General features: G+C 72.7%; 10 protein-coding genes. 3 read left to right on the top strand and 7 right to left on the bottom strand.

The features are described from left to right. Nucleotides 1-144 precede the first annotated feature (144 nt). Both BKD26_RS05085 and BKD26_RS05080 read right to left on the bottom strand, forming a co-directional pair. Complete coding sequence (locus tag BKD26_RS05085) at nt 145-8,967, bottom strand: hybrid non-ribosomal peptide synthetase/type I polyketide synthase (protein WP_084896165.1); 8,823 nt, start codon at nt 8,965-8,967, stop codon at nt 145-147. 53 nt (nt 8,968-9,020) lie between these two features. Further along, nucleotides 9,021-14,756 (bottom strand): type I polyketide synthase, encoded by a 5,736-nt coding sequence (locus tag BKD26_RS05080; protein WP_241518536.1) that lies wholly within the window; start codon nt 14,754-14,756, stop codon nt 9,021-9,023. Nucleotides 14,757-15,085: 329 nt separating this feature from the next. Here BKD26_RS05080 and BKD26_RS05075 point away from each other — a divergent pair, with 329 nt between their 5' ends. Then, nucleotides 15,086-16,285, top strand: a complete 1,200-nt coding sequence (locus BKD26_RS05075) for an SRPBCC family protein (RefSeq protein ID WP_084896161.1) — start codon at nt 15,086-15,088, stop codon at nt 16,283-16,285. A gap of 156 nt (nt 16,286-16,441) precedes the next feature. Here the strand turns inward: BKD26_RS05075 and BKD26_RS05070 are convergent, their stop codons facing one another. From BKD26_RS05070 to BKD26_RS05060, 3 genes are all read right to left on the bottom strand, one after another. After that, entirely contained in the window at nt 16,442-17,197 is a 756-nt protein-coding gene (locus BKD26_RS05070; protein ID WP_084896158.1) for an alpha/beta fold hydrolase, read from the bottom strand. Between the two features lie 55 nt (nt 17,198-17,252). Continuing rightward, nucleotides 17,253-18,512 (bottom strand): cysteine desulfurase-like protein, encoded by a 1,260-nt coding sequence (locus BKD26_RS05065; RefSeq protein ID WP_084896156.1) that lies wholly within the window; start codon nt 18,510-18,512, stop codon nt 17,253-17,255. A 180-nt stretch (nt 18,513-18,692) separates the two neighbouring features. Then, nucleotides 18,693-19,022, bottom strand: coding sequence for an ATP/GTP-binding protein (locus tag BKD26_RS05060; RefSeq protein WP_084896153.1), 330 nt, complete (start codon nt 19,020-19,022; stop codon nt 18,693-18,695). A 193-nt stretch (nt 19,023-19,215) separates the two neighbouring features. Between BKD26_RS05060 and BKD26_RS05055 the strand changes: the two genes are divergently transcribed. Then, nucleotides 19,216-20,250 (top strand): LLM class flavin-dependent oxidoreductase, encoded by a 1,035-nt coding sequence (locus BKD26_RS05055; protein ID WP_084896150.1) that lies wholly within the window; start codon nt 19,216-19,218, stop codon nt 20,248-20,250. Between the two features lie 66 nt (nt 20,251-20,316). Here the strand turns inward: BKD26_RS05055 and BKD26_RS05050 are convergent, their stop codons facing one another. Further along, nucleotides 20,317-20,709, bottom strand: a complete 393-nt coding sequence (locus tag BKD26_RS05050) for an SCO5389 family protein (protein WP_064071815.1) — start codon at nt 20,707-20,709, stop codon at nt 20,317-20,319. 220 nt (nt 20,710-20,929) lie between these two features. Here BKD26_RS05050 and nucS point away from each other — a divergent pair, with 220 nt between their 5' ends. Further along, a complete protein-coding gene (gene nucS, locus BKD26_RS05045) occupies nt 20,930-21,592 on the top strand; it encodes an endonuclease NucS (protein WP_179166412.1) in 663 nt (220 codons plus the stop codon). Nucleotides 21,593-21,654: 62 nt separating this feature from the next. Here nucS and BKD26_RS05040 read toward each other — a convergent pair whose 3' ends face one another. Further along, a complete protein-coding gene (locus tag BKD26_RS05040; protein ID WP_084896148.1) occupies nt 21,655-24,459 on the bottom strand; it encodes an AAA family ATPase in 2,805 nt (934 codons plus the stop codon). Nucleotides 24,460-24,539: the final 80 nt, after the last annotated feature.

The raw sequence follows: 24,539 nt of genomic DNA, 5'->3' as shown, positions 1-24,539 counted from the left end.
GCCCCCCTCGAGGCCACCTGAACCAGCCACCGAGGGGGAACAACGTGATTTGTGTTGGCGAGATCGACCCTAGCACGCACCCCGTGGACTTGGTACTCGATTCCCGGAGGCGATCCCGTCGAACACTCATCCTTTACGGGAACTTCACTTGACAGACTGGACTCGCTTCGTGTAATCGGCTACGAAATCCCCGACCGAACGCTCAGGATTGGCCACGATGGCCGAAAGCAGGTGCACATACTCCTGGAGCCAGCCGGCCACCGCACCGTCCGGGAAGTATCCGGACCGGTGATTCGCGGCGATCACCGAGAACTGATCGGTGAAGTGAATCTCGATCCGAAGCGGGTGCTCCGTCTGCGCCAGAACCTGGACGGGTGTGGCCGCCCCCAGCACGGACATGAGCCGCCCCAGGCCGGCGATCATGCCCGGCACGTTCTCGTTGACGACGTAGCTCTCGAACAGCGGCTCCCCCGCGGGCACCCGGCCCAGCTCCTTCAGCGCCGCCGGCGCCACGTACTCGTAGTCGCTGATGGCCTTGATCCGGTCCTGGATCCCCGTCAACCAGGGCAGCAGCGCGGCGTCCGGATCCACTGTGGTGACCACCGGCAGGATGTTGAACATCAGACCCGCCGCCTGGTCCACGTCGACCGACGTGGTGCTGCGGCCTGACATCAGCGCACCGCTGACCACCTGATCGGAACCCGTGATGGCGGCCAGCAGCAGTGACCACGCGCCGTACACCACGCTGTTGACGCTCAGTCCGTTGCTGCGCGCCAGGTCCGTGATGGCTGCGGCATCCTCGTCCGACACCGCCACGAACTCCTGCTGGACGGGGATCGCGACATCCGCGCGCCGTTCCTCGGCGGGCAGCGTGATCGGGGCGCCGGGGAGCGAAACACCGTCCAGCTGGCCGCGCCAGAACTCCTCGGCCCCGCTCATGTCACGCTCGGACTGCTCCTGGCAGAAGTCGCCGTATGCCGCCGACGGCGGGATGACCAGCGGGTCACGGCCGGAGGAAAGGGCCTCGTAGGTGTCGAGGAGCGTACGGACCATCATGGCGGCGCTCCAGCCGTCCTGCGCGAGCAGCGTGAAGAAGTGGATGTACTCCCATCGGTCGTCGGCCAGCTTGAACAGGCCGAGCCGAGTCTTGGGGAGCAGACCGTGGAAGCCACGCCGCCGCTCGGCCTCGATGTACGCGGCGATCCGGCGCTCCTGCTCCACGGGGGTGGCCGCCCGCAGATCGAACGTCTCGAAACCGATCTTCACCCCGGTGCGGACCACCTGGATCCACCGGCCGTCCTCGTCCCGCACATAGCTCGAGCGCAGTGACGGGAACTGCTCGATGGTGTACTGCCACGCCTTCTCCAGCGCGACGGGCTCCAGCTTCTGCCCCTGGAACTGGAACCGCTGGTGGGTGATGTAGACACCCGAGTCCGGCGCCTGCTCCACGTACTCCAGGGCGTTGCACTGCATCCCGGTGGCCGGGTACGCGTCCGCCGCGTCCGGGTAGAGGGACCGCGCCCACTCCAGCAGCTTGGGATCGCGCTCCACCGTGGCCCGGGCCCTGACCGGCCCCCGGGACTCGGCGAGTGCCGCGAGCTCCTCGATCGTCGGGCTCTGGAAGACGTCCTGGGGGGTGAGGGCTATGCCCTTGGCGGTGGCCCGGCTGACCATCTGGATGCCGATCAGGGAGTCACCACCCAGGGCGAAGAAGCCGCGGTCGACGGTGACCTCGTCCAGGCCCAGCACTTCCGCCCAGATCTCCGCCAGCTGCTCCTCGTACCTGGTGCGCGGCACGACGACCTTCTCGGTCGGGCGCACCCCGCGCTGCGGCAGCGGCAACGCGCCGCGGTCCAGCTTGCCGTTGGCGTTGATCGGGAACTCCGCCAGGGCGACGATCGCCGACGGAACCATGAACTCCGGGACCCGGTCGCGCAGGAACGTACCGGCCTCGGTGGTCAGCCACCGGCCCAGCTCGGCCAGACCCGGGCGGTTGGCGTAATGCCGCAGCGGGCGGCCCGGCTCCGCCGGGTCCGTCCAGTCGGCGACGTACGCGCTGTCCGGCCGCCGGAAGGTGACGCGGTAGGCGCCGTCGGTGCGCCCGCCGGCCCAGGCCACGTCGGCGACGTAGCCCAGCTCGTCGGCCAGCACCCGCAGGACGTCGGGGTCGGTGCCCTCGCCCTCCGCCGCCCGGCCGAGACCCTCGACCGGAGCGTCGTCGGACGCGGCGGCCAGCGCGGTCACCAGCGCCCGCGCTCCGGAGACCCGCGGGTTGGGCACCCCTTCGATCTCGACTGCCTCCGGCCGCTCCTCGGTCAGGACCTGGCGCACCTGGTCCACGGAGGTCCAGGCCAGCCGGGCCGGGCGCGGCGCCTCCGCGGACGCGCCGCCCACGTGCAGGACCACGTCGTAGCCGTAGCGGACGAGTTCGTCGGCCCCGTCACCGTCCGGGCGAAGGGCGATTTCCACCCTGGTGATCTCGGGGAGTTCCGTACGCAGCACCGAGAAGAACTCCGGTGCGAGCGCCAGCTCCTTCTCGTCCGTGGCCCGCTGCCGCACCCGGTCGCGCAGTCGGCCGGCGGTCAGGCCCGCTTCGGCGCCTACCGCCTCCGCCTCCGTGCGGCAGGCGTCGAGCAGCGGGAGGCTGCGGATGCCACCGAGGACCACGGCACCACCGGGCCGCACCAGGCCCAGGGCCCGGCCGACGATCTCCCGCAGCCGGCCCGCGTCGGGCACGTACCGGGCGGCGGAGTCGACGACCACCGCGTCGAACAGCTCGGCGTCGAAACCGCAGAAGTCGTCCTCCGCGCGGTGGAAGAGCCGCGCGTCGACGGAATCCGGCAGTGTCGGCAGGACCCCCTGACGGATGCGGTCCACGGCCGCGCCGGACAGCTCGGTCGCCCAGTACGCCTTGGTGTGCGGAGCGACGCGGGCCATCAGGGCGCCGTTCCCGGCACCGATCTCCAGGACCCGGTCGGGGGCGAGCGCCAGCAGGTGTCGCACGGTCGCCTCGCTGTGCGCGCCCTGCTCCAGGAGGCGCTCGCGCTCCTCCTCACGGGCGTCGGCCGACGTGAGAGGCCCGGTCGCGTCGTCCTCGGGGAGGACGTAGGCGACGAGCTGCTTGTCCTGTGCTTCGGTGGAGATCTCCCGCGCCATCACGACGACGTCGCGCACGGCCGGGTGTTCACGCAGGCCCGCCTCGATCTCCCCCAGCTCGATGCGCATGCCTCGCACCTTGACCTGGAAGTCCGTACGCCCGAGGAAGACCATCGACCCGTCGGGCAGGAAGCGGGCGAGGTCGCCCGTGCGGTAGAGCGTGGCCCCGGGCTCCGTGCTGAACGGGTCGGGGATGAACCGCTGTTCGGTCAGCTCGGGCCGGTTGTAGTAGCCGCGGGCCACGCCGACACCCCCGATGAAGGCCTCGCCGGCCGCGCCGATCGGGACCGGCCGCAGGTTGCGGTCCAGGATGTAGATCTGCGTGTTGGCGATGGGGGTGCCGATGGACACCGGGCCGTTGCCCAGGTCGCGCGGGCACTCCCAGCAGGTGCTGTCGACGGAGCACTCGGTCGCGCCCCAGAGGTTGTACACCGTCGCGGCGGGCAGCCGGTCGTGGACGCCTAGGATCGACGACGCGGGCAGGTCCTCACCACTGGCGATCACGCGGGTGACCGAGGTGCACCGCTCGATCCCCGGATGCTGGAGGAAGACCCTCAGCATCGACGGGACGAAGTGCAGGGTGGTGATGCCGTGCTCCTGGATGAGGGTGGAGAGGTACTCCGGGTCCTTGTGGCCCTCGGGACGGGCGACGACCATGCGCGCGCCGGTCATCAGCGGCCAGAAGAACTCCCACACCGACACGTCGAAGCTGAACGGGGTCTTCTGCAACACCCGGTCGTCCGGCGTCAGCCCGTAGTACTCCTGCTTCCACAGCAGCCGGTTCACCACACCACGGTGCGTCATCATCGCCGCCTTGGGGCGGCCCGTGGAGCCCGAGGTGTAGATCATGTACACCAGGTCGTCCATGCCGGCGGTGCACTCCGGACGGGTGTCCGGCTGGGTGCCGAACTCCTCGGGCCGGTCCAGCAGCAGCGTCCGGGCCTGGTGCTCGGGCAGCCGGTCGGCCAGGTGCCGCTGGGTCAGCAGGATCCCCGGGTCGGCGTCGGCCAGCATGAACGCCACCCGCTGGCGCGGGTACGTCGGGTCGATCGGCAGGTAGGCGCCGCCGGCCTTCATGATGCCGAGCAGTCCCACGACCATCTCGACCGACCGCTCCACGGAGATGGCCACGGGCTGGTCGGGGCCGACGCCCATGGCTCGCAGCCGGTGGGCCACCTGGTTGGCTCGGCGGTCGAGTTCGGCGAAGGTGACGTCCTCGCCCTCGAAGGTCACCGCGACGGCGTCCGGCGTACGGTCGGTCTGGTCCTCGATCAGGGTGTGGAGGCAGCGGATCTGCTCCTCCGGGTACTGGCGGGCGGTGTCGTTCCACTCGACGAGGATCCTGTGCTCGATCTCCGCCGGCAGGATCGGCAGCTCGGAGACCCGCCGCTCCGTCGATCCGGCGAACGCCTCGAGCAGCACGCGATACCCGCCGAGCAGCCGCTCGATGGTGGCGTGGTCGAAGAGGTCGCTGTCGTACTCGGCGTCGACGAGCAGCGCGTCGGGCAGCTCGGTCACCGAGATCTCGATGTCAAACTTGGCCGTGCCGTTGTGGACCTCCATGACGTCGGCGAAGGCCGCACCACCGGGACCGGAGCCCCCGCTGTGCCGCTTCATGTCGAAGACGACCTGGAACAGGGGGTTGGCGGAAGCGCCGCGCTCCGGGCTCAGCTCGGCGACGAGTGCGTCATAGGGGATGTCCTGGTACTCGAAGCCCTGCTTGACCGTGTCGCCGACCCGGCCGAGGAGCTCACCCACCGTGGGGTCGTCGCCCAGCCCGGTCTTGAGGACGACCGTGTTGACGAAGAAGCCGATCAGGTCCTGGACGGCCTCGTGCTGGCGGTTCGCCATCGCGCTGCCGACCACGACGTCGCCGGTGTCACCGGTGTCACCCGCGTAACGGTGCAGGATGACCTTGAGCGCGGACAGCAGCGTGGTGAAGAGCGTCACGCCGCGCTCGGCGCTGAAGGAGCGTAGGGTGGCGGCGAGTTCGCCCTCGACCCGGAAGCTGGTCGCACCGCCTCGGAAGCGCTGGACGGCCGGGCGCGGCCGGTCCGTCGGCATCTTCGAGCTGGAGGTGACGTCGCCCAGCAGCGCACGGAGGTTCGCCAGGCGGGCGGCGAGCCGGTCGTCGTCGAGGGAGCGCCGCTCCCAGAGGGCGAAGTCGGCGAACTGGACGGGCAGGTCCGGCAGTTCGGGTGCCTTGTCCTCCGCGACGGCGCGGTAGACGGCCTCGATCTCGCGGCCGAACACACCGCCCGACCATGCGTCGGCGATGATGTGGTGCAGGTTGACGACCATCCGGTGGTCGTCGTCGCCCAGCCGGAACAGCGTCACACGCGTCAGCGGTCCCCGGACGAGGTCGAACACATGCCGGGCCTCCTCACCGACGAGCCGCTCGTACGCGGCTTCCCGCTCCTCACCGGTCGATCCCGGCACGTCGACGACCGGCACCGGCAGGGTCAGGCTGGGCGCGATCTCCTGCCAGGGCATGCCGTCGGCGCTGGGGAACGTGGTGCGCAGCACCTCGTGCCGCCTGACGATCTCGTTGACCGCCCGCTCCATCACCTCGGGCCGCAGCGCGCCCTGCAGGGGCAGCGCCATCACCACGTTGTACGCGGGGCTGTCGGGCACCAGCTGGTCGAGGGTCCACAGACGCTGCTGGCCGAAGGAGAGCGGGAGGCGCTCGGCGGTCCCGTCCCGGCGCCGCTCGGCGGCGACCCGTAGCAGGCCATCGTCCAGTGCGTCGCCGCCGGCACGGGCCGCGACCTGCTCCGCGACGTAGCGGGCCAGGTCCGCCGGGGTGGGCTGTTCGAACACCATGCTCACGGGCAGGCTCAGCCCGGTCGCCCGGTTGAGGCGGTTGCGCGCCTCCAGCGCGGTCAGGGAGTCGAAGCCGAGGTCGAGGAAAGCGCCGTCCACCGCGATGTCGTCGGGCGAGCCGTGCTTGAGGACGGATGCGACGGTCCTGAGGACCAGGTCGAGCGCGGCGGCGTTGCGCTCCTCGTCCGTCCCGGAGAGGAGTCCGGCACGGGTCTCGTCCCGGTCGTCCTCCTCCGGCAGGGCCGCGAGGGCGTCGGGCTCGTCCGCCGTGTCTCCGGAGGTGACCGTGTTGATCCAGAACCGCTTGCGCTGAAACGGGTACGTCGGCAGCTCGACCGGTGCGCCGGGGCCTTCGGGCAGCACCGACGTCCAGTCCACGGCGACGCCGCCGGCGAAGGCCTCGCCCAGCGCGGTGAGCAGCTGCGCGCGGTCGCCCTGCTTGCTGCGCAGGGTGCCCAGCGCGCAGAACGGCGTGTCCTGGCCGGCGAGGGTCTCCTCGATGGCGGGGACGAGCACGGGGTGCGGGCTGACCTCGATGAAGGAGTCGAATCCCTGGCGGGCGAGAGCGGCGACGGAGTCGGCGAAGCGGACCTGGCGGCGCAGGTTGCGGAACCAGTACTCGGCGTCGGCGCCGGCGGTGTCCAGCCAGTCGCCGGTGACGGTCGAGAAGAACGGCACCTTGGAGCGCTGCGGGCGCACCGGGGCGAGCCGCTCCAGCAGTACGTCGCGCAACGCGTCGACCTGCGGGGTGTGCGAGCCGTAGGTGACCGGCACACGACGGGCGCGCACGCCGTCGGCCTTGCACCGCTCGACCAGCTCGTCCAAGGCGGCGGCCTCACCGGCGACGACCGAGGACGTGGGGCTGTTGACGGCGGCCACGGCCAGCCGGCCGGCCCACGGCGCGAGCCGGTCGGTCAGCTCGTCGGCGGGCAGCGCCACGGCGGCCATACCGCCGCCACCGGCCATGTTCCGGACGATCTCCTGGCTGCGCAGGGCGACGACGCGGGCCGCGTCCTGCAGGCTGAGGGCGCCGGCCACGTACGCGGCGGCGATCTCGCCCTGGCTGTGGCCGATCACGGCGTCCGGCCGGACCCCACGGGCGCGCCAGACTGCGGCCAGGGACACGGCGACGGAGAACAGCGCGGGCTGGACGACGTCGTCCCGGTCGAGGCCGGGCGCACCGGGCGCCTCGCGCAGGACGTCGAGCAGCGACCAGTCGACGTAGGGGCGCAGGGCCTCGTTGCAGGCCTCGATCTCACGGGCGAAGACGGGTTCCGTCTCCAGCAGTTCGACCCCCATGCGCGCCCACTGCGAGCCCTGTCCGGGGAAGACGAAGACGGTACGGCCGGTGGTACGGGCCCGGCCGGTCACGGTGGCCGCGTCCTGGCCGCCTGCGGCGAGCTCGCGCAGCCCGTCGAGGAACGCGGAGCGGTGCTCAGCCACGAGGACCGCGCGGTGCTCGAAGACGGTGCGTGCGGCGAGGGCACGGCTGACGTCGGCGGGCGCCGCCTCCTCGTGGGCCTCGGCGAACTCCAGCAGACGGGTGGCCTGGTCCCGCAGGGCGGCCGGGGAACGGGCCGACAGCATCCAGGGCAGCGGTCGGTCGTCGGCGGCGGTTGCGGCGCCGGATACAGCCTCCGGCTCGGGCGCCTGCTCCAGGATCACGTGCGCGTTGGTGCCGCTGATGCCGAACGACGACACGGCGGCGCGGCGCGGGGCGCCCGTCTCCGGCCACGGCCGGGTCTCGGCGACCAGCTCGACGGCGCCCTCGGACCAGTCCACCTGCGGGGTGGGACCGTCCAGGTGCACCAGTCCCGGCACCTGGCCGTGGCGCAGGGCGAGGACCATCTTCATCACGCCGAGGACACCGGCCGCCGCCTGGGTGTGGCCGACATTGGACTTCAGGGCGCCCAGCAGCAGCGGGCGGTCCTCCGGGCGGTGCTGCCCGTAGGTGGCGAGCAGCGCCTGGGCCTCGATCGGGTCCCCCAGCGTCGTACCGGTGCCGTGCGCCTCGACGACGTCGACGTCGGCCGGCGTGAGGCGGGCGTTGTCCAGGGCCTGGTGGATCAGGCGCTGCTGGGCCGGCCCGTTGGGGGCGCTGAAGCCGCTGCTCGCGCCGTCCTGGTTGAGCGCGGAGCCACGGACGACGGCCAGCACGCGGTGCCCCAGGCGCCGCGCGTCGGACAGCCGCTCCAGCGCGATGACGCCGACGCCCTCGGACCAGCCGGCGCCGTCGGCGGCGGCGGAGAAGGGCTTGCACCGCCCGTCGGGGGCGAGCAGCTGCTGCCGCGACAGTTCGACGAACGCCTGCGGCGTGGCCATCACCGTGGCGCCGCCGACGAGGGCCAGCGAGCATTCGCCCGAGCGCAGCGCGCGGCCCGCCTGGTGCAGCGCCACGAGCGACGACGAACAGGCGGTGTCGACGGTCATGGCTGGGCCGGACAGGCCGAGGGTGTAGGAGATCCGGCCCGAGGCGAGGCTGCCGGAGCTCGTGTTGCCCAGGTAGTCGTGGTACATGAGGCCGACGAACACACCGGAGTCACTGCCCGCGAGCGTCTTCGGGTTGAGCCCGGCACGCTCCAGCGCCTCCCAGGAGCACTCCAGCAGCAGCCGCTGCTGGGGGTCCATCGTCATCGCCTCGCGCGGCGAGATCCCGAAGAAGGCCGCGTCGAAGTCGGCGGCGTCATAGAGGAACCCGCCTTCACGGACGTACGAGGTGCCGGGGTGAGCCGGGTCCGGGTGGTAGAGCGCCTCAGTGTCCCAGCCGCGGTTCTCGGGGAACGGCCCGACGCCGTCCCGCCCCTCGGCGACGAGTCGCCACAGGCCCTCGGGGGTGCTGACGCCGCCCGGGAGGCGGCAGGCCATGCCGACGACGGCCAGCGGTTCACCGGCTTCGTCGGTCAACTGCTCGTTCTGCCGGCGAAGCCGCTCGTTCTCGACCAACGAAGCCCGAAGCGCCTCGACCAGCGAGTCGGAAGAGGTGTCCAATGCTGTCTCACTCCCACATGATGTGTCGTACGGCCTGGTGGGTCGGGGCGCTGTCACGCGTTTCCGAGCTGTTCGTCCAGCAGGTTGAAGAGTTCGTCCGGTGTGGCGGACTCCAGAGGGGCGGCGTGGTCCCGGGGGGCCCCGGACCACGCGCGCGTCAGCTCCTTGAGCCGGGCCACGAGGTCCTCACGCGTGGTGTCGTCCAGCGAGGTGGCCGACAGGGTTGCGCTCAGATGGTCGAGGGCCGCGCGCACGGCGCCCTCCGCGGCGGTGGCACCGGCCGTGGCCGGCCCGTCCGTCGCCTCCTTCCCGTCCTCCGGGAAGTGCGTGTCCAGGAACCCGGCGAGCGCCGCCGGGGTCGGGTAGTCGAAAACCAGGGTGGCCGGGAGGCGGATGCCGGTGACCGTGCCAAGCTGGTTGCGCAGTTCGACCGCCGTGAGCGAGTCGAAGCCCAGCTCCTTGAAGGCGCGGTCCTCGTCGATCACGTCACCGCCGGTCCCGTCATGGCCCAGCACGGCCGCCGCCTTGGCGCGGACGAGCGTGGTGAGCCTTTCGAGCCGTTCGGGGGCGGGCAGCCGCGCGAGCTGGTCGCGCAGGGGGCCGTCGGCGTCCGCGGGCTCACCCCGTCCGGTGCCGTCCCGGTCGGTGGCGGCTGGCCGTACGCGCACCAGTGAGCGCAACACCGGTGCCAGGCCGCGGGTCTGGGCCTCGCTGTGCAGCGCGGGCAGGTCGAGGCGGGCGGTGACGAGCGCGGGTGTGTCGTGGACGTGCGCGGCGTCGAGCGCCACGTCGAGGAGCGCCAGGGCCTCCCCGGCCGGCATGGCGGTGATGCCGGGGGCGGCGAGCCGCCGCAGGTCGGCTTCGCCGAGGTCGCCGGTGATGTCGCTGCTCTCGGCCCACAGGCCCCACGCCAGCGACGTGGCGGGCAGACCTAGCCGGTGGCGGTTCCGGGCGAGGGCGTCCAGGAAGGCGTTGGCGGCGGCGTAGTTGGCCTGACCGGCCCGGCCGAGCACACCCGACAGCGAGGAGAACAGCACGAACGCGGACAGCTTCCGGTCACGGGTGAGTTCGTGCAGGTTGATCGCCGCGTCCACCTTGGGGCGCAGGACCCGGTCGAGCCGCTCGGGGGTCAGCGCGGTAACGATGCCGTCGTCGACCACGCCGGCCGTGTGGACGACCGCGGTGAGCTGCCGTTCGGCGGGCAGGGAGTCGAGCAGTGCGGCCAGCGCGTCGCGGTCGGCCACGTCACAGTGGGCCACGGTGACGTGCGCGCCCAGGGCGGTCAGTTCCGCGACCAGTTCGTCGGCACCGGGGGTGTCGGCACCCCGGCGGCCCAGGAGCAGCAGGTCGCGGACGCCCTTCTCGGTCACCAGGTGACGGGCGACGAGGCCTCCGAGCGTGCCGAGCCCGCCGGTGACCAGCGTGGTGCCCCAGCCGTCGGCCGGGCGGGAGTCGGGGGCCTGCGCGGCGGGGACGCGGACGAGCCGGGGCACGAGGACGGTGCCGGCGCGGACGGCCGTCTCGGGTTCACCGGTCGCCACGGCGGCCAGCAGCGCCTCGGCCGGTACGGGGGCCGGGCTGGCGGCGTCCACCAGGACGATCCGTCCGGGGTGTTCGGCCTGTGCGGAGCGCACCAGGCCCCACACCGCCGCGCCCGCGAGGTCGGTCGGCACCTCGTCGCCGGCCGGTGACACGGCGCCGCGGGTGACGACCACCAGGCGCGAGTCGGCCAGACGGTCGTCCTCGACCCAGTCCTTCACGAGGCCGAGCACGTGGTCGGCGACCGCCCTGACCGCTGCGGCCGTGTCCGTCGCCGTACCGTCCTGTTCGTGGGCCGCGTCGTCCGCGGTGACGGCGTCCACCGGGGCGAACACGAGCTCCGGCAGCGGGGTTCCGGTCTTCGTGGCGGCTACGAGCCCGGCCAGGTCGGCGTACCGGTGACCGACGGCGCCGGTGAGGGCCCCGGTGCCGCCGATCACCGCGCACCGCTGGGGACGCGTCGGCTCGTCCGCCGGTGCGGCGACCGTCCAGTCCAGCCGGAAGAGCGAGTCCCGGTGGGGATCGCCCGCGGTGCGCAACTGCTCGACGGTCACGGGCCGTACGGTCAGGGCCTCGACGGACATGACCGGTGCCCCGGTGGAGTCGGCGGCCAGCAGCCTGAGTTCGTCGCCCTCGTGGCGCAGTACCACCCGAAGGGCGGTGGCGCCGGTGGCGTGCACCGTGACCCCGCGCCAGGCGAAGGGCAGCCGGAGGGGTGCGGGGCCGGTGTCCCGCGCGAGCCGGTCGGCGAGCACCGCGTGGAGGGCGGCGTCGAGCAGCGCGGGGTGCGGGCCGAACGCCGCCGCGTCGGTGAGCACGGGGGCTTCCGGAGCGACCTCGGCGAACAGCTCGTCGCCGCGCCTCCACAGGGCACGCAGTCCGCGGAAGGCGGGCCCGTACGACAGGCCGAGGGCGGCCAGCCGTCCGTACAGGGCGTCGATGTCCACCGGGGCGGCCCCGGGCGGGGGCCAGGCGCCGCGCAGTTGGTCCCCGGCGGCGCCTCCGGGGCGGCCGGTCTCCTCGGGCCGTAGGGTGCCCTGGGCGTGCCGGGTCCACGGCGAACCGGCGGGGCCGTCCTCGGGGCGGGAGTACAAGGTGAGCGCCCGGCGGCCCGAGTCGTCCGGGGAGCCGACGGCCACCTGGAGCGTGAGGGCACCGTCGTCCGGTACGACGACGGGAGCGTGCAGCATGAGCTCCTCGACGCCGCCGCGGCCGGCCAGGTGCGCGGCGAGCTCGACGGTGGCGGTTCCGGGCAGCAGCAGTGTGCCGGCCACGGCGTGGTCGGCGAGCCAGGGGTGGGTGTCCGCCGCGAGCCGCCCGGTGTGGACGGCCGCGCCGTCCGTATCCCGGTCGTCCGCGAGGTCGACGGTGGCGCCGATCAGCGGGTGGTCCACAGCGCGCAGTCCGGCGGCGCGGACGTCCCCGGCGGAGGGGGCCGGGGCGTCGAGCCAGAACCGCCGCCGCTGGAAGGCGTAGGTGGGGAGAGAGACGTGACGGGCTCCGCCGCCCGCCAGGAGGGCGTGCCAGTCGACCTGGCCACCGCCCGCGTGGAGCAGACCCAGGGAGGTGAGGAAGCGGTCCGGCCCTCCCTGGTCGCGCCGCAGGCTCGGGACGACGGTCGCTTCGACACCCGCCTCCTGGACGAGTTCCTCGAGGCCGTAGGTCAGCACCGGGTGGGCGCCGCACTCGACGAAGGCGCGGTGGCCGTCGGCCAGCAGCGCCCGTACGGCGCCCGCGAAGTCCACGGGGCGGCGCAGGTTCTCGAACCAGTACTCGGCGGTCAGCTCACGGCCGTCGAGGGGGCCGCCGGTCACGGTGGAGTAGAACGGAACTCGCAACTCGCCGGGGTGGAACGCGCCGATGGTGTCGAGGAGTTCCGACCGGACCTCGTCGATGTGGGCGGAGTGGGACGCGTAGTCGATGGGGATGCGGCGCACGGGCATCCCGTCGCCCTCGCACAGGGCGAGCAGCTCCTCGAGGGCATCCAGATCACCGGAGACCGCCGTGGACGACGGGCCGTTGACGGCCGCGACGGTGAGCCGCCCCTCCCATCGCTCCAGCAGTTCCTCGACCTCGGCGACCGCACGCGGCAGGGAGGCCATGCCGCCGCGGCCCGTGATCGCGGCCCTGATGGGCCGGTTGCGCAGGGCGACGATCCGTACGGCGTCGGGCAGGGACAGCGCCCCGGCCACGCAGGCGGCGGCGATCTCGCCCTGGCTGTGGCCCACCACCGCGGTGGGCCGGACGCCGCAGGACTCCCACAGTGCGGCGAGGGAGACCATCATGGTGAACAGGGCGGGCTGGATGACCTCGTCCTCGTCCAGACTGCGAGCTCCCGGCACTCCGCGCAGCACGTCGGAGAGCGACCAGACCAGGTGGCGGTCGAACTCCTCGAGGCACTCCCCCACCCGGGCGGCGAAGACGGGGGACGTGTCCATCAGCCGCTTCCCCATGCCCGCCCACTGGGGCCCCTGGCCGGAGAAGACGAAGACGGCGCCGGACCCGCCGCCGGCCGCCGGTGCCACACCCTGGACGAGCTGGGGTGCTGTCTCCCCCGCCGCGAGCGCCGTCAGCCCGGCGGTGAGCTGGCGCCGGTCGGCGCCCACGACGACGGCACGGTACTTCAGGGCGGAGCGGCCGGTGGCGAGGGTGAGGGCGATGTCGCCGTCCGCGAGGGACGGTTCGGCCTCGAGGTGGGCGAGCAGCCGGGCGGCCTGGGCCCGCAGGGCGGGCGCGGATTTGGCGGACAGCGCCCAGGGGACGGCCGGAAGGGGCGCGGTGGACAGCGGCGCGGGGCGGTCGGTGGACCCGGTGCTCTCCGTGCCGGTGCCGGCCGTGCCGTCGTGGGCGTCGCCGGCGGGACGGTCCCGGAGGGGCGCCTGCTCGATCAGGGCGTGGGCGTTGGTGCCGCTGAGGCTGAACGAGGAGACCCCGGCCCGGCGCGGTTCCCCGGTTTCGGGCCACGGCGTCGTCTCCGTGAGCAACGTGAGACCGCCGGAGGCCCAGTCGACGTGCGGGGTCGGCTCGTCGATCCCGAGGCTGGCCGGCAGGACGCCGCCGCGGAGGGAGAGCACCGTCTTGATGACGCCCGCGAGACCGGCCGCGGCCTGTGTGTGGCCGATGTTGGACTTCACCGAGCCGACCAGCAGGGGGCGTCCGGCGGGGCGCTGGGCACCGTAGGTGGCCAGCAGCGCCTGTCCCTCGATCGGGTCACCAAGGGTCGTTCCGGTGCCGTGCGCCTCGACGGCGTCGACCTGGTCGGGAGTGAGCCGGGCATTGGCGAGAGCCTGGCGGATCACCTGCTCCTGGGCCGCGCCGTTGGGAGCGGTGAGGCCGTTGGAGGCACCGTCCTGGTTGACGGCCGTACCGCGTACGACCGCCAGCACCTCGTGTCCGGCGCGCAGGGCGTCGGAGAGCCGTTCGAGGACGAGCACGCCGACGCCCTCGGAGAAAGCGGTGCCGTCCGCGCCGGCGGCGAAGGGCTTGCACCGCCCGTCCGGGGCCAGACCGCCCTGCCGGCCGAACTCGACGAGCATCGCGGGGGTCGACACGACGGCCGCGCCGCCGACCAGGGCGGTGGTGCAGTCGCCGCTGCGCAGCGCCTGGCAGGCGTCGTGGAGGGCGACCAGCGCCGACGAGCACGCGGTGTCGATGGTGACGGCGGGGCCCTGGAGGCCGAGGGTGTAGGCGATGCGGCCCGAGGCGAAAGCGGCTCCGGCTCCGTTGATGAAGTAGCCGTCCAGGCCGGCGGAGCCAGAGGCGGTGAGGTGCGCGGCGTAGTCGCCGCTGATGATGCCCATGTAGGCGCCGGTGCGGCTGCCGTGCAGGGAGTCCGCCGGGATCCCGGCCCGTTCGAGCGCCTCCCAGGTGGTCTCCAGCAGCAGCCGGTGCTGCGGGTCCATGGCGACGGCTTCGCGCGGTGAGATCCCGAAGAAGTCGGCGTCGAAGTCGGTGGCGTCGTCGAGGAAGGCACCGAAGGTACGTACGGTGGCGGTCCCGTCCGGGCCCTGCACCGTCAGTTCGTCGAGGTCCCAGTTGCGGTCCTCCGGGGTGCCGGACACCACGTTGCCGCCTTCGACCAGCAGCCGCCACAGGTCCTCGGGGGTCCGTATGCCGCCCGGGAAGCGGCAGGCCATGCCGACGATCGCGACGGGTTCGCGCCTCTCCACGGCGACCAGCCGCTCGCGGGTCTCCAGCAGCTCCCCGGTGACTCGCTTGAGATAGCCGCGGAGCTTGTCCTCTGTGCTCACCAAAACCTCGTCCCCCGTGGTGACCGCATGGCAAGGAATCCTTCCCCTTAACCCTCCACGTCGGGGAAGTACCGGAACAGGCAGAACCGGCGGCAAAAACCACAGGAATTCGGAATAGAACATTCCAGTTGTGTTCCGGCGACCCTTCGGATCCCCCTGAAGACCAGCCGCCCGGAGGTCACTTGAGTTATCTTGACAGCGAGGGCTAGCCTGCCCGTCGGGGGAAATTCGCGTATCGCTTCTGCGCGGGCCTCCGCCTTGCTTCCCGTCCATTTTTTTCTGACGCGGAACCCACACTCGGAAATTGCACTGACCGACGGAGGTCGACCGTGGTATTCAAGCCCACCCGAGGTAACCTGCCCGCCCGCTTCGGCCCCGGCGTCCCCGGCGTTCCCGCCATCGGGCCCTCGACACTCGACGCCGAGGTCTACCGCGACCCGGAGCGCTACGAGCAGGAACGGATCAAGGTCCTCAACCGGAGCTGGCAGATCATCTGCCGGTCCGAGCAGATTGCCGAGCCGGGCGACCACCACGTCTGGGAGGGCCACGGCGAGAGCATCGTCATCACCCGGCGCGAGGACGGCGGCCTCGACGGCTTCCACAACGTCTGCGCGCACCGCGGCGCCCGGATCGTCGCCGAGAGCGGCACCAATGCCCGCCGCTTTACCTGCAAGTGGCACAACTGGGCGTACAACACCGAGGGCAAGGTGACCGGCGTCCCCGACCGGCCGGACTTCGACGCCAAGATGCTGGCCGGCCTGTGCTCCCCCGCCATCGACGTCGACGAGTGGGGCGGCTGGGTGTGGGCGGTGCTGGCCGGTCCGGGTGTGGCCGGCCCGCTGAAGGACTGGATCGCCCCCGAGGTCAGGGACGACCTGGCGGCCTTCCGCATGGAGGACATGAAGCTCGTCGAGAAGGTCGAGTGGGAGGTGGACGTCAACTGGAAGGTCGCCGTCGACGCCTTCAGCGAGTACTACCACGCGCAGGCGCTGCACGGCATGGGCGGCAAGGAGGCCAAGGACGCCCGCCACTCGACGATGCACGTGTACGGACGCAACGGCATGTACTTCGTCCCGTTCCTCGGCGTGCTGGACGACCTGCTCCGCACCCTGGACCACACGCGGTACGCCATCTGCAACTACCAGCTCTTCCCCACCGCCGTGGCCAACTGCCAGGCATTGCACACCCAGGTGTTCCGGGCCGTCCCGCTGAGCGTGACCAAGACCCGTTTCGAGGCGTGGGAGCTGCGCTACGAGATGGAGGAGAACGACGACCCGGAGTACCTGCGCCAGGTCGACTTCTTCTGGGAGATCTACAAGGCGGTCGTGCAGCAGGACATCGACGAATGGACCGACGTCGCCGCCACGACGCACTCGTCCGCGTACCGGACGAACATCCTGAGCGAGCGGGAGTGCATCATCACGCACTTCCACCGGGTCATCGAGGACATGCTCGCCGGGCGCGACGGCCTGGGCCTGGAGCCCGCGCCCGCCGGTGAGGACGAGGACGCGGACGTACGGGGAGCCTGAGGGGGCCGGGCCGTGGCCGTCCTCCCGCGCCCCGCGCGCGGACGGCCATCGGCCCGCTGCGGGTACCTCGCAGGCACGTACGTCGTACGTGCGTTCAGGGGCGTACCGGAGGAGTCCGTCCTCCGGTACGCCCCTGAAGGCATGCGTACGCGCGCGCTACCGGAGCGGAAGCTCGCGGGCCACGACGCCGGCGACGCCGTCGATGTGCTCGGCCAGGTAGAAGTGGCCGCCCGGGAACGTCTCCAGGGAGAACGCCCCGGTCGTGTGGTCCGCCCACGCCCGCGCCTCGTCGGAGGTGAGCGTCTCGTCGTCCTCGCCGGCCAGGGCGACCACGGGGCAGTCCAGCTTCGGACGGGCAGGGTCGTACCGGTAGGTCTCGATAGCAGTGTAGTCGGCGCGCAGCGGCCCCAGGATCATGCGCAGCACGTCCTTGTCCTCCAGGATGCGCGCGTCGGTGCCACTCTGACTGCGCAGCACCTCCACGAGGCCCTCGTCGTCGAGCAGGTGGATACGGCTCTCCCTGTCCTTGGAAGGCGCCCGCCGGCCGGAAACGAAGAGCGTCGAAGGCGCCGCGCCGAGGCGCTCCTTCATCCTGTTCGCCACTTCGAACGCGATGGCCGCACCCATGCTGTGACCGAAGAACGCGACGGCCCCTTTCAGCAGTGGTTCCAGCGCGGTGTACGCGGCGTCGGCGAATTCATCGATGGTGGTCAGAAAGGGGTGCTTAATCCTGTCCTGCCGCCCGGGATACTGAATCGAGAGAACCTGGGCCCGGTTCTTCAGGGAATTGGAAAGAGGACGGAAGTAACTCGCCGATCCGCCGGCGTGCGGAAAGCACACCAGGGGTGTCGCACCGGTGGGCGCCGGGGTGAATTGGCGAATCCATACGTCGTCCAACACGATCTCGGTCATTGCAGGTTCCGTTCCTTCGCAAACGGCGCGGCGGAATCTGCCCGCCGGCCGGGGATCACAGGTGCCCGGCAAGCGGCCGGCCCGCGCCGGCCTCCAGGCCGGGGAATGCGGCGAGGCATTCCAGCAGCCGTTCGACGTCCTCCTCGGAGGTGTAGGGCGCCAGCCCCACGCGCACACCGCCCTCCTCACCCAGACCGAGGTGCCGGGCGGCGTCCGCCGAGTAGAAGGTCCCGACACCGGTGTCGACCCCGTGGCCGGCCAGATGGCGGTGCACCTCGCGCGGGTCGTGCCCCCGGAAGGTGAGAAGCAGGGTGGGCGCCCGCAACGAGGCCCGCGAATGCACCGTCACGGCGTCGAGCGCGGCCAGCCCCCGTTCGAGCCGCAGCCGGAGCCGGTCCTCGTGCTCCTCCACCGCGGCCATCGCCGCCGTCAGGCGCTCACCCCGCGTGGCGTCGGCGGGCCGCAGTCCGCTGAGACCGGCCCAGAAGTCGACCGTGGCACGGACGCCGGCGAGCACGCCGTACGGCAGGATGCCGAGCTCGAACCGCTCGGGGACGGTGTCGGTCGAGGCGAGCAGTTTGTCGGGGCTGAGCCTCTCCAGCAGCTCCGGACGGGCCGCGAGGACTCCCAGGTGCGGTCCGAGGAACTTGTAGGCGGAGCAGCTGAGGGAGTCCGCGCCGAGCGCGTCGAGGTCGACGCGGGCGTGTGCGCTGAGCTGGGCCGCGTCGACGTGGAGCAGGGCGCCCGCGCCGTGGGCCAGCTCGGAGATCGCCGGGATGTCGGGGCGGGTGCCGATCAGGTTGGACGCGGCGGTGACGGCGACCAGGCGGGTGCGCTCGGAGAGCACCTCGCGGATGTGGTCGGGGGTGAGTTCCCCGGTGGCCGGATCGAAGTCGGCCCACCGGACGGCGGCCCCGGCGGCCTCCGCGGCCTGTACCCAGGGCCGGATGTTGGCCTCGTGGTCGAGGCGGGTGACGACCACCTCGTCGCCGGGCCGCCAGGTCTTGGCCAGGGTGCGGGAGAAGTCGTAGAGGAGCTGGGTGGAACTGCGCCCGAAGACGATGCCGACCGGGTCGGCGCCGAGGAAGTCGGCGAGGGCCCGGCGCGCTTCCACGACGATCGCCTCGGCGTTGCGCTCCCCGGCCGTCATGGTCCCCCGGTTGCAGAGCGGGTCGGACAGCGCGTCCACCATGGCGTCCATCACGGGTTGCGGTATCTGCGTGCCCCCGGGGCCGTCGAAGTGCGCGGACCCGGCCTTGAGGGCGGGGAACTGCGCCCGGATGGCATCGATGTCGTAGGGCTGAAGGTTCGTCACGGGCGCTCCGTTTACGCTGCGGAAGATGACGTAGTCCCGCCAGCCGGACGTCGTTGTCCCCCGTCGGTGGCGTCACTGCCGGCCCCTGTCGCCGACCGTTTCACCTCGATGATCCACCGGTTCTCCAGCCGGGGAACAGGCAGAACCGACGGAGAAATCCAGCCGGATGCGCCTCAGCGGTCAGTGGCGGGGCGCGTTACGGGACCGCTGCACCCGCGTGGTGCGGCGGTCCTTCGCGTTCCAGCACGCCTTGTGCCAGTGCCGCCGGTCGTCCACGCCGCCGTACTCGGGCCAGGCCACCACGTGCGGGACGCTCGCCGGGATCTCCTGGTCGCAGCCCGGGCAGCGGTACCGCTTGCCGGCGGCGCTCGCGCCCGCCACATGACGGACGGACCATCCCTCGTCCTGCCAGGACTCGGTGCGCTGGAAGCCGCCGTACCTGTCGCCCGACTCGCCGCTGTTCTCGTTCGGCTTCTCGCCGCCACGGGGGCGGTTGCGGCGCGGGGACACGGAACACCTCACTGGGGCGGGCGCGGACTTCTGCCCGTCCAGCCTAAGGGTCGCGACTGTGGGTACTCGCACCGTTCGGTCCGAGTTACCGGAAAATCGCAACAACTTGCCCTGGGGCCGTTGCCTTTGGCACCTGCCAGGCGTTGTTGCCAGTGAGGGGAGCCGCGTCGGCCGGTCAAGGAGGCATAAGGCGATGCGTGTGGGAGCTTTTGTACTGGCGGCGCAGTTTCCCGGCCAGGGGCAGGGGGAGACGCTGCACCGTGCGGTGCGGTCGGCGGAGGTGGCCGAGGAAGCCGGGCTGGACTCGGTGTGGCTGGCCGAGCACCACTTCGTACCGTACGGGGTGTGTCCCTCGGCCGTGACGCTCGCCGCGCTGCTGCTCGGCCGGACGCGTCGCATCCGGGTCGGCACCGCCGTGAGCGTACTGCCGACGACCCATCCGGTCGCGCTCGCCGAGCAGACGGCGCTGCTGCACCTCACCTCCGGCGGGCGGTTCACGCTCGGCGTGGGCCGGGGCGGGCCGTGGGTCGACCTGGAGGTGTTCGGCGCGGGCCTGGCGGCGTACGAGACGGGGTTCCCCGAATCGCTGGACCTCCTGCTGCGCTGGCTGCGCGAGCCGCGCGTCGCGGCGGACGGGCCCCGCCACCGGTTCCGTGAGGTGGCCGTCGTACCGAGGCCGCAGGAGCTCATCGACGGCGATCCCGTACCGGAGACGGTCCTCGCCTGCACCTCGCCGCGGAGTGTGAAGCTGGCCGCCGAGCGGTGCCTGCCGATGCTGCTGGGGATGCACTGCGGCGACGAGGAGAAGGCCGGCATGGTCGCCCTGTGGCGGAGTGAGGCGCTGGCCGCCGGGCACACCCCGGACGCGGTCGCGCGGGCGGCGGGCGGCCATGTGTCGGCGGGGGTCGCGCAGATCGCGGACCGGACGGCGGACGCGGCGGAGATGCTGGTGAAGGCGATGCCCGGCTGGCTGAAACAGGGGCTGGACGCCCATGTCACGGTCGACGGCAGGCACCGCGCGATGCGCGACCCCGTCGCCTACACGGAGCTGCTGTGCCGGCTCCATCCGGTGGGGTCGGCGCGGGTGGCGGCGGACCGGCTGGCGGCGACCTCGGAGCGTACGGGCATCACGCGCTTCGCACTGCTCGTCGAGGGCTCCGGCGACGTCGCGGCCACGGAGGAGAACGTCCGGCGGCTGGGGGCGGAGGTGGTACCCCGGCTCGAATGATGGCCACCATGCTGCCGCCCCTGCACCAGTTGCACCTCCCGCGATGCGGAGCGGCAGCACAAGGCGTCAGCAGTCGCGCAGAGTCGGCGACTGGTTCAGCAGCTGGGCTCGTACGGAGGTGAAGCGGGCAAGCCGCTCGTCGACCGAGGAGTCCAGCGGGAACACCGCGACGCGGTGGCAGTTCTGGAACGCCAGACGCACGCCGAAGTGCCGCTGGAGCGCACCCCGGATCGCGTCACTCGCCAGCGCGCGCAGCAGCTGGCCGCGCGCCTGCTCGTCCGGCGGCGGCGTCTGGTTGTCGGCGAACGCACCGCCGTCCACCTTCAGCTGGGCCACCAGAGAGCTGATCATCTCCCACGCGTAGGGCAGGGAGGTCCGGACGCAGTCGACGAAGTCGGCTTCGTCGACCTCGCCTCGCTCGGCCTGTTCCAACAGCGCCGGTGAGACGTCGAGCGACATGGGTTCTCCTCTCGCGACCCCGGTCACCGGGGTCTTACGGGCAGGGAAGGAGGACGCCCCCCGAACGACACGCAGCGTGCACGAGCGACAACCTCCCGCTTCCACGGTAAGCGCGCTGTCCGGACCGCACCAGGAGATTGGGTGGACAACCGGCCATGGGAGAACGGGAGTTTAGGACCGAATCGCGCGGAAGAGCGTGTGTCTTGTAGCGTTGCCGACCATGCGTCTCGTCATCGCCCGCTGCTCCGTGGACTACGCGGGCCGGCTCACCGCCCACCTGCCCTCCGCACCCCGTCTGATCCTGGTCAAGGCAGACGGCAGCGTGTCCATCCATGCCGACGACCGGGCGTACAAACCGCTCAATTGGATGTCGCCGCCGTGCACCCTCAAGGAGGGTGATGACCGTGTTTGGACGGTCGTGAACAAAGCGGGCGAGAAACTGATCATCACGATGGAGGAAATCCTCCACGACTCGTCGCACGAACTCGGTGTCGATCCCGGCCTCATCAAGGACGGCGTGGAAGCACACCTCCAGGAGCTGCTCGCCGACCGGATCGAGACACTCGGCGACGGGTACACACTGATCCGCCGCGAGTACCCGACCGCCATCGGGCCGGTCGACATCCTGTGCCGCGACGCGGACGGCGCGACCGTGGCCGTGGAGATCAAGCGGCGTGGCGAGATCGACGGCGTGGAGCAGCTCACCCGCTATCTGGAGCTGCTGAACCGCGACCCCCATCTGGCGCCGGTGAAGGGCGTCTTCGCGGCCCAGGAGATCAAGCCGCAGGCCCGCGTCCTGGCGACGGACCGCGGGATCGGGTGCGTGGTGCTGGACTACGACGCGCTGCGCGGCATCGAGGACGACAAGCTGCGGCTGTTCTGAGCCGTTTTCGGTACGCGTACGGCCCCGGGTTCCGTCAGGGATCCCGGGGCCGTACGCGTGTCTCAGGCGGCCGTCCCGGTCGGGGTGGGGTCGCTGCTGGTGGCGGGCGCGCTCTGGGTGGCGCCGCCGGCACCGCCGGTGGTCTCGGTGCCGCCGTCGGTCTCACCGCTGGTGGTGCCGCCTCCCGCACCGGACGTCGTCTCGCCCGTCGTCGTCTCACCGGACGTGGACCCGGTCGTCGTCTCACCGGTCGTCGTCTCGCCGGACGTCGATCCCGTCGTCGTCTCACCTGACGTGGACCCGCTCGTCGTCTCACCGGTCGTCGTCTCGCCGGACGTCGATCCCGTCGTCGTCTCACCTGACGTGGACCCGCTCGTCGTACCGCCGGACGTCGTGCCACCCGTCGTCGGGGCGCCCGTGGTGGGCCCACTGCTGGTGGGGCTGCCCGTGCTGGGCCCGGACGTAGTCGGGGTCGTGCCGCCCGTCGTGGTGGACGGGTCGCCCGACGGGGTGGACGGGGTGCCGGCGGAGCCGGTCTCGCCCGGGCGGGCCGAGGAGCCGGGCGTACCGGGGGAACCGGAGCCGGAACCGCCCGTGCCGCCGCTGTCCCCGCCGTCGTCACCGGGGTCGCGGGTGGAGCCCTGGTCCGGCTCGTCCGCGTCGAGGCCGCCGTCGCCACCGTCCTCGTTGGCCGACTGGTCGGACGTGACCCCGCCCGAGCCGCCCTTGCCGTCGTCACCGCCCGAGGTCGCGCCCAGGGTCACCACCGTGCCCAGGACGGCCGCGAGGATGGCGCCCGCGCCGGCCGCCACCAGGTTGCGCCGGGCCCCGTTCAGGATGGTGCGCCGCGCGGTGGGCCCGGCCTTGGCCGCCGGGGCTGGCGGGCTCTGGGGGGCGATGAGCGTCTCGGTGTCACCGCTGAGGCCCGGCAAGGCGGCCGGCTTCGGCTTGGGCGTGGGCGTGGCCGCCGGTACGCCGCCGGGCGGGGACGCCGACTCCTCGTACCGCGCCGCGGGCACCTCCTCGCCCGCCGCCGTCCTGCCGCCCAGCAGCGGCCCGCGCTCGCGGTCGGCGACCAGGGCCAGGGCCCGCCGGCCGGCCACCGTGCCGCGCTTGTCGGCGAGGGCGCCGCGCATGGCGATGGACGCCTCCAGCTCGGCGCGGGCCCGGTCCAGGTTCCCGGCGCACAGCGCGAGGACGCCCAACTCGTGATGGAAGTAGGCCTCCTCGGCCACCTCGCCGGCGTGCCGGGCCGCCTCCGCGCCGGTCCGCAGCGCCCGCTCCCAGGCGCCCCAGTGCAGCCCGGCCGCGAACGCGGGCGCCGCACTGCGGGCCAGCACGACCGCCGTGTCGGCGTACCCCTCCTCCTCGTCGGCGGAGGACGCGGAGACCAGGCCGGCCGAGCCGCCAGGGGTGTCGGAGCCGCCCGGGCCGCCGAAGGCACTCCCCACGGCGGGTACTCCCGAGCCGCCCGAGCCGCTGTCCGCGGCGGCCTGCACCAGCGCGGTCAGCGCGGCCAGTACGGCGTCCGCCTCGGCGGCCGCCCGCTCCGGGCTGACCGAGGGGTGGCCGACCCACCAGGCGTAGTGGTGGGCGGCGGTGTGGGCGCGGTCGGCGGCGCCCTCGTCGTAGCCCTTGGCGGCGAGCTGCGCCATGACCCCGGCGGCGAGCCGGTAGCGGGTGCCGACCGGGGTGAGCAGTCCGCAGCGCAGCAGCTCGCCGAGGGCGGCGTCCGCGTGCGTGTCGTTGACGAGCGCCGGCAGGTGCGCCTGGTGCGGCACCTCCCCGCCGAGCGCGACGGCGAAGCGCAGGGTCTCGCGGGCCGACTCGGAGAGCCGGGAGGCGAGCAGCGGGGCGGGGGCCGCGCCGTCGCCGAGCGAAGGCAGCGGTGCCTCGCGGCCGTCGGCGAAGACGTTGTCGTCGTCCTCGTCGCCCGACGGGCCGGCGCGCAGTTCGTCGCGCTGCCGCAGCAGGGCGCCGGCCTGGACGAACCGCAGCGGCAGGCCCTCGGACTCGAACCAGAGGTCACCGGCCCAGTTGGCCTCGTCGTCGGTGAGCGGCCGGTCGACGCCGCGCTCCAGCAGCTCCAGCGCGGAGCTGCGGTCGAGCCCGGAGAGGAACACCTCTTCGAGGTGGGAGTCGGCGGAGGGCGCGGCGACGTCGGGCGTGGCGGCGAGCAGGTACGCGCACTCGGGGGTGGCGGCGAGGAGCTCGTCCAGCGCGGCGCCGCCGAACTCCAGGTCGTCCAGGACGACGACCGCGCCGATCTCGTGGACGGCGGCCAGCAGCCCGGCGCGGTCGGGGCGGTGGGCCGGCGCGCGGTGGACGGTGGCGAACAGCTCGTACAGCAGCTCGGTGGGCGTGCGGTGGTGGCCGGAGAGCCGGACGACACCGTCGGGCGCGAGGCCGGCGCAGTCGGACGCGACGGCGGCGAGCAGCGAGGTGCGCCCGGAGCCGGCCGGTCCGGTGAGCCGTACGGAGCGGCCGCGGGACAGCAGCCGGACCAGCCGCTCGCGCTCCTCCTGGCGCTCCAGGAGGGGCAGCGGCGGGGCCGCGGGGCCGGGCGGTACGGGCGGGCCGGCCGCGCGGGTGAGGTCGGCGCGCTCCTCGGGGGTGTGGCGGCCGGGCGGTTCCGGCAGGCGCCCGGGCGGGCACGGTTCGATCTCGCTGCCGTCTATCGGGTTGATGGTGAGCAGGAGGTCGCCCGAGACGAGCTGGGCGGTACGGGCCTTGCCCGGTGGTGCGCCGCCCTGCCCGTGGGCGGGCGTCGGGCCGTCGTCGCGCGTGGTGCGCGGCCGGCCGTCGCTGTCGCCGCCGCGGTCGTCGTCGTGGCCGAAGTCTTCCGGTCCCCGGTTGATCGGGTCCATGTGAAAGCTCCCAAAAGCGTGCTGCGCCGAAGCCCCTCCCGGCCTTGCACGCCCGCTGTCGCTTCTGGTCCGGTGCCTGC

It is taken from the genome of Streptomyces sp. CB03238, assembly GCF_002099185.1.
Taxonomy (GTDB): domain Bacteria; phylum Actinomycetota; class Actinomycetes; order Streptomycetales; family Streptomycetaceae; genus Streptomyces.
This window is presented reverse-complemented; position numbering and strand designations above follow the sequence as displayed.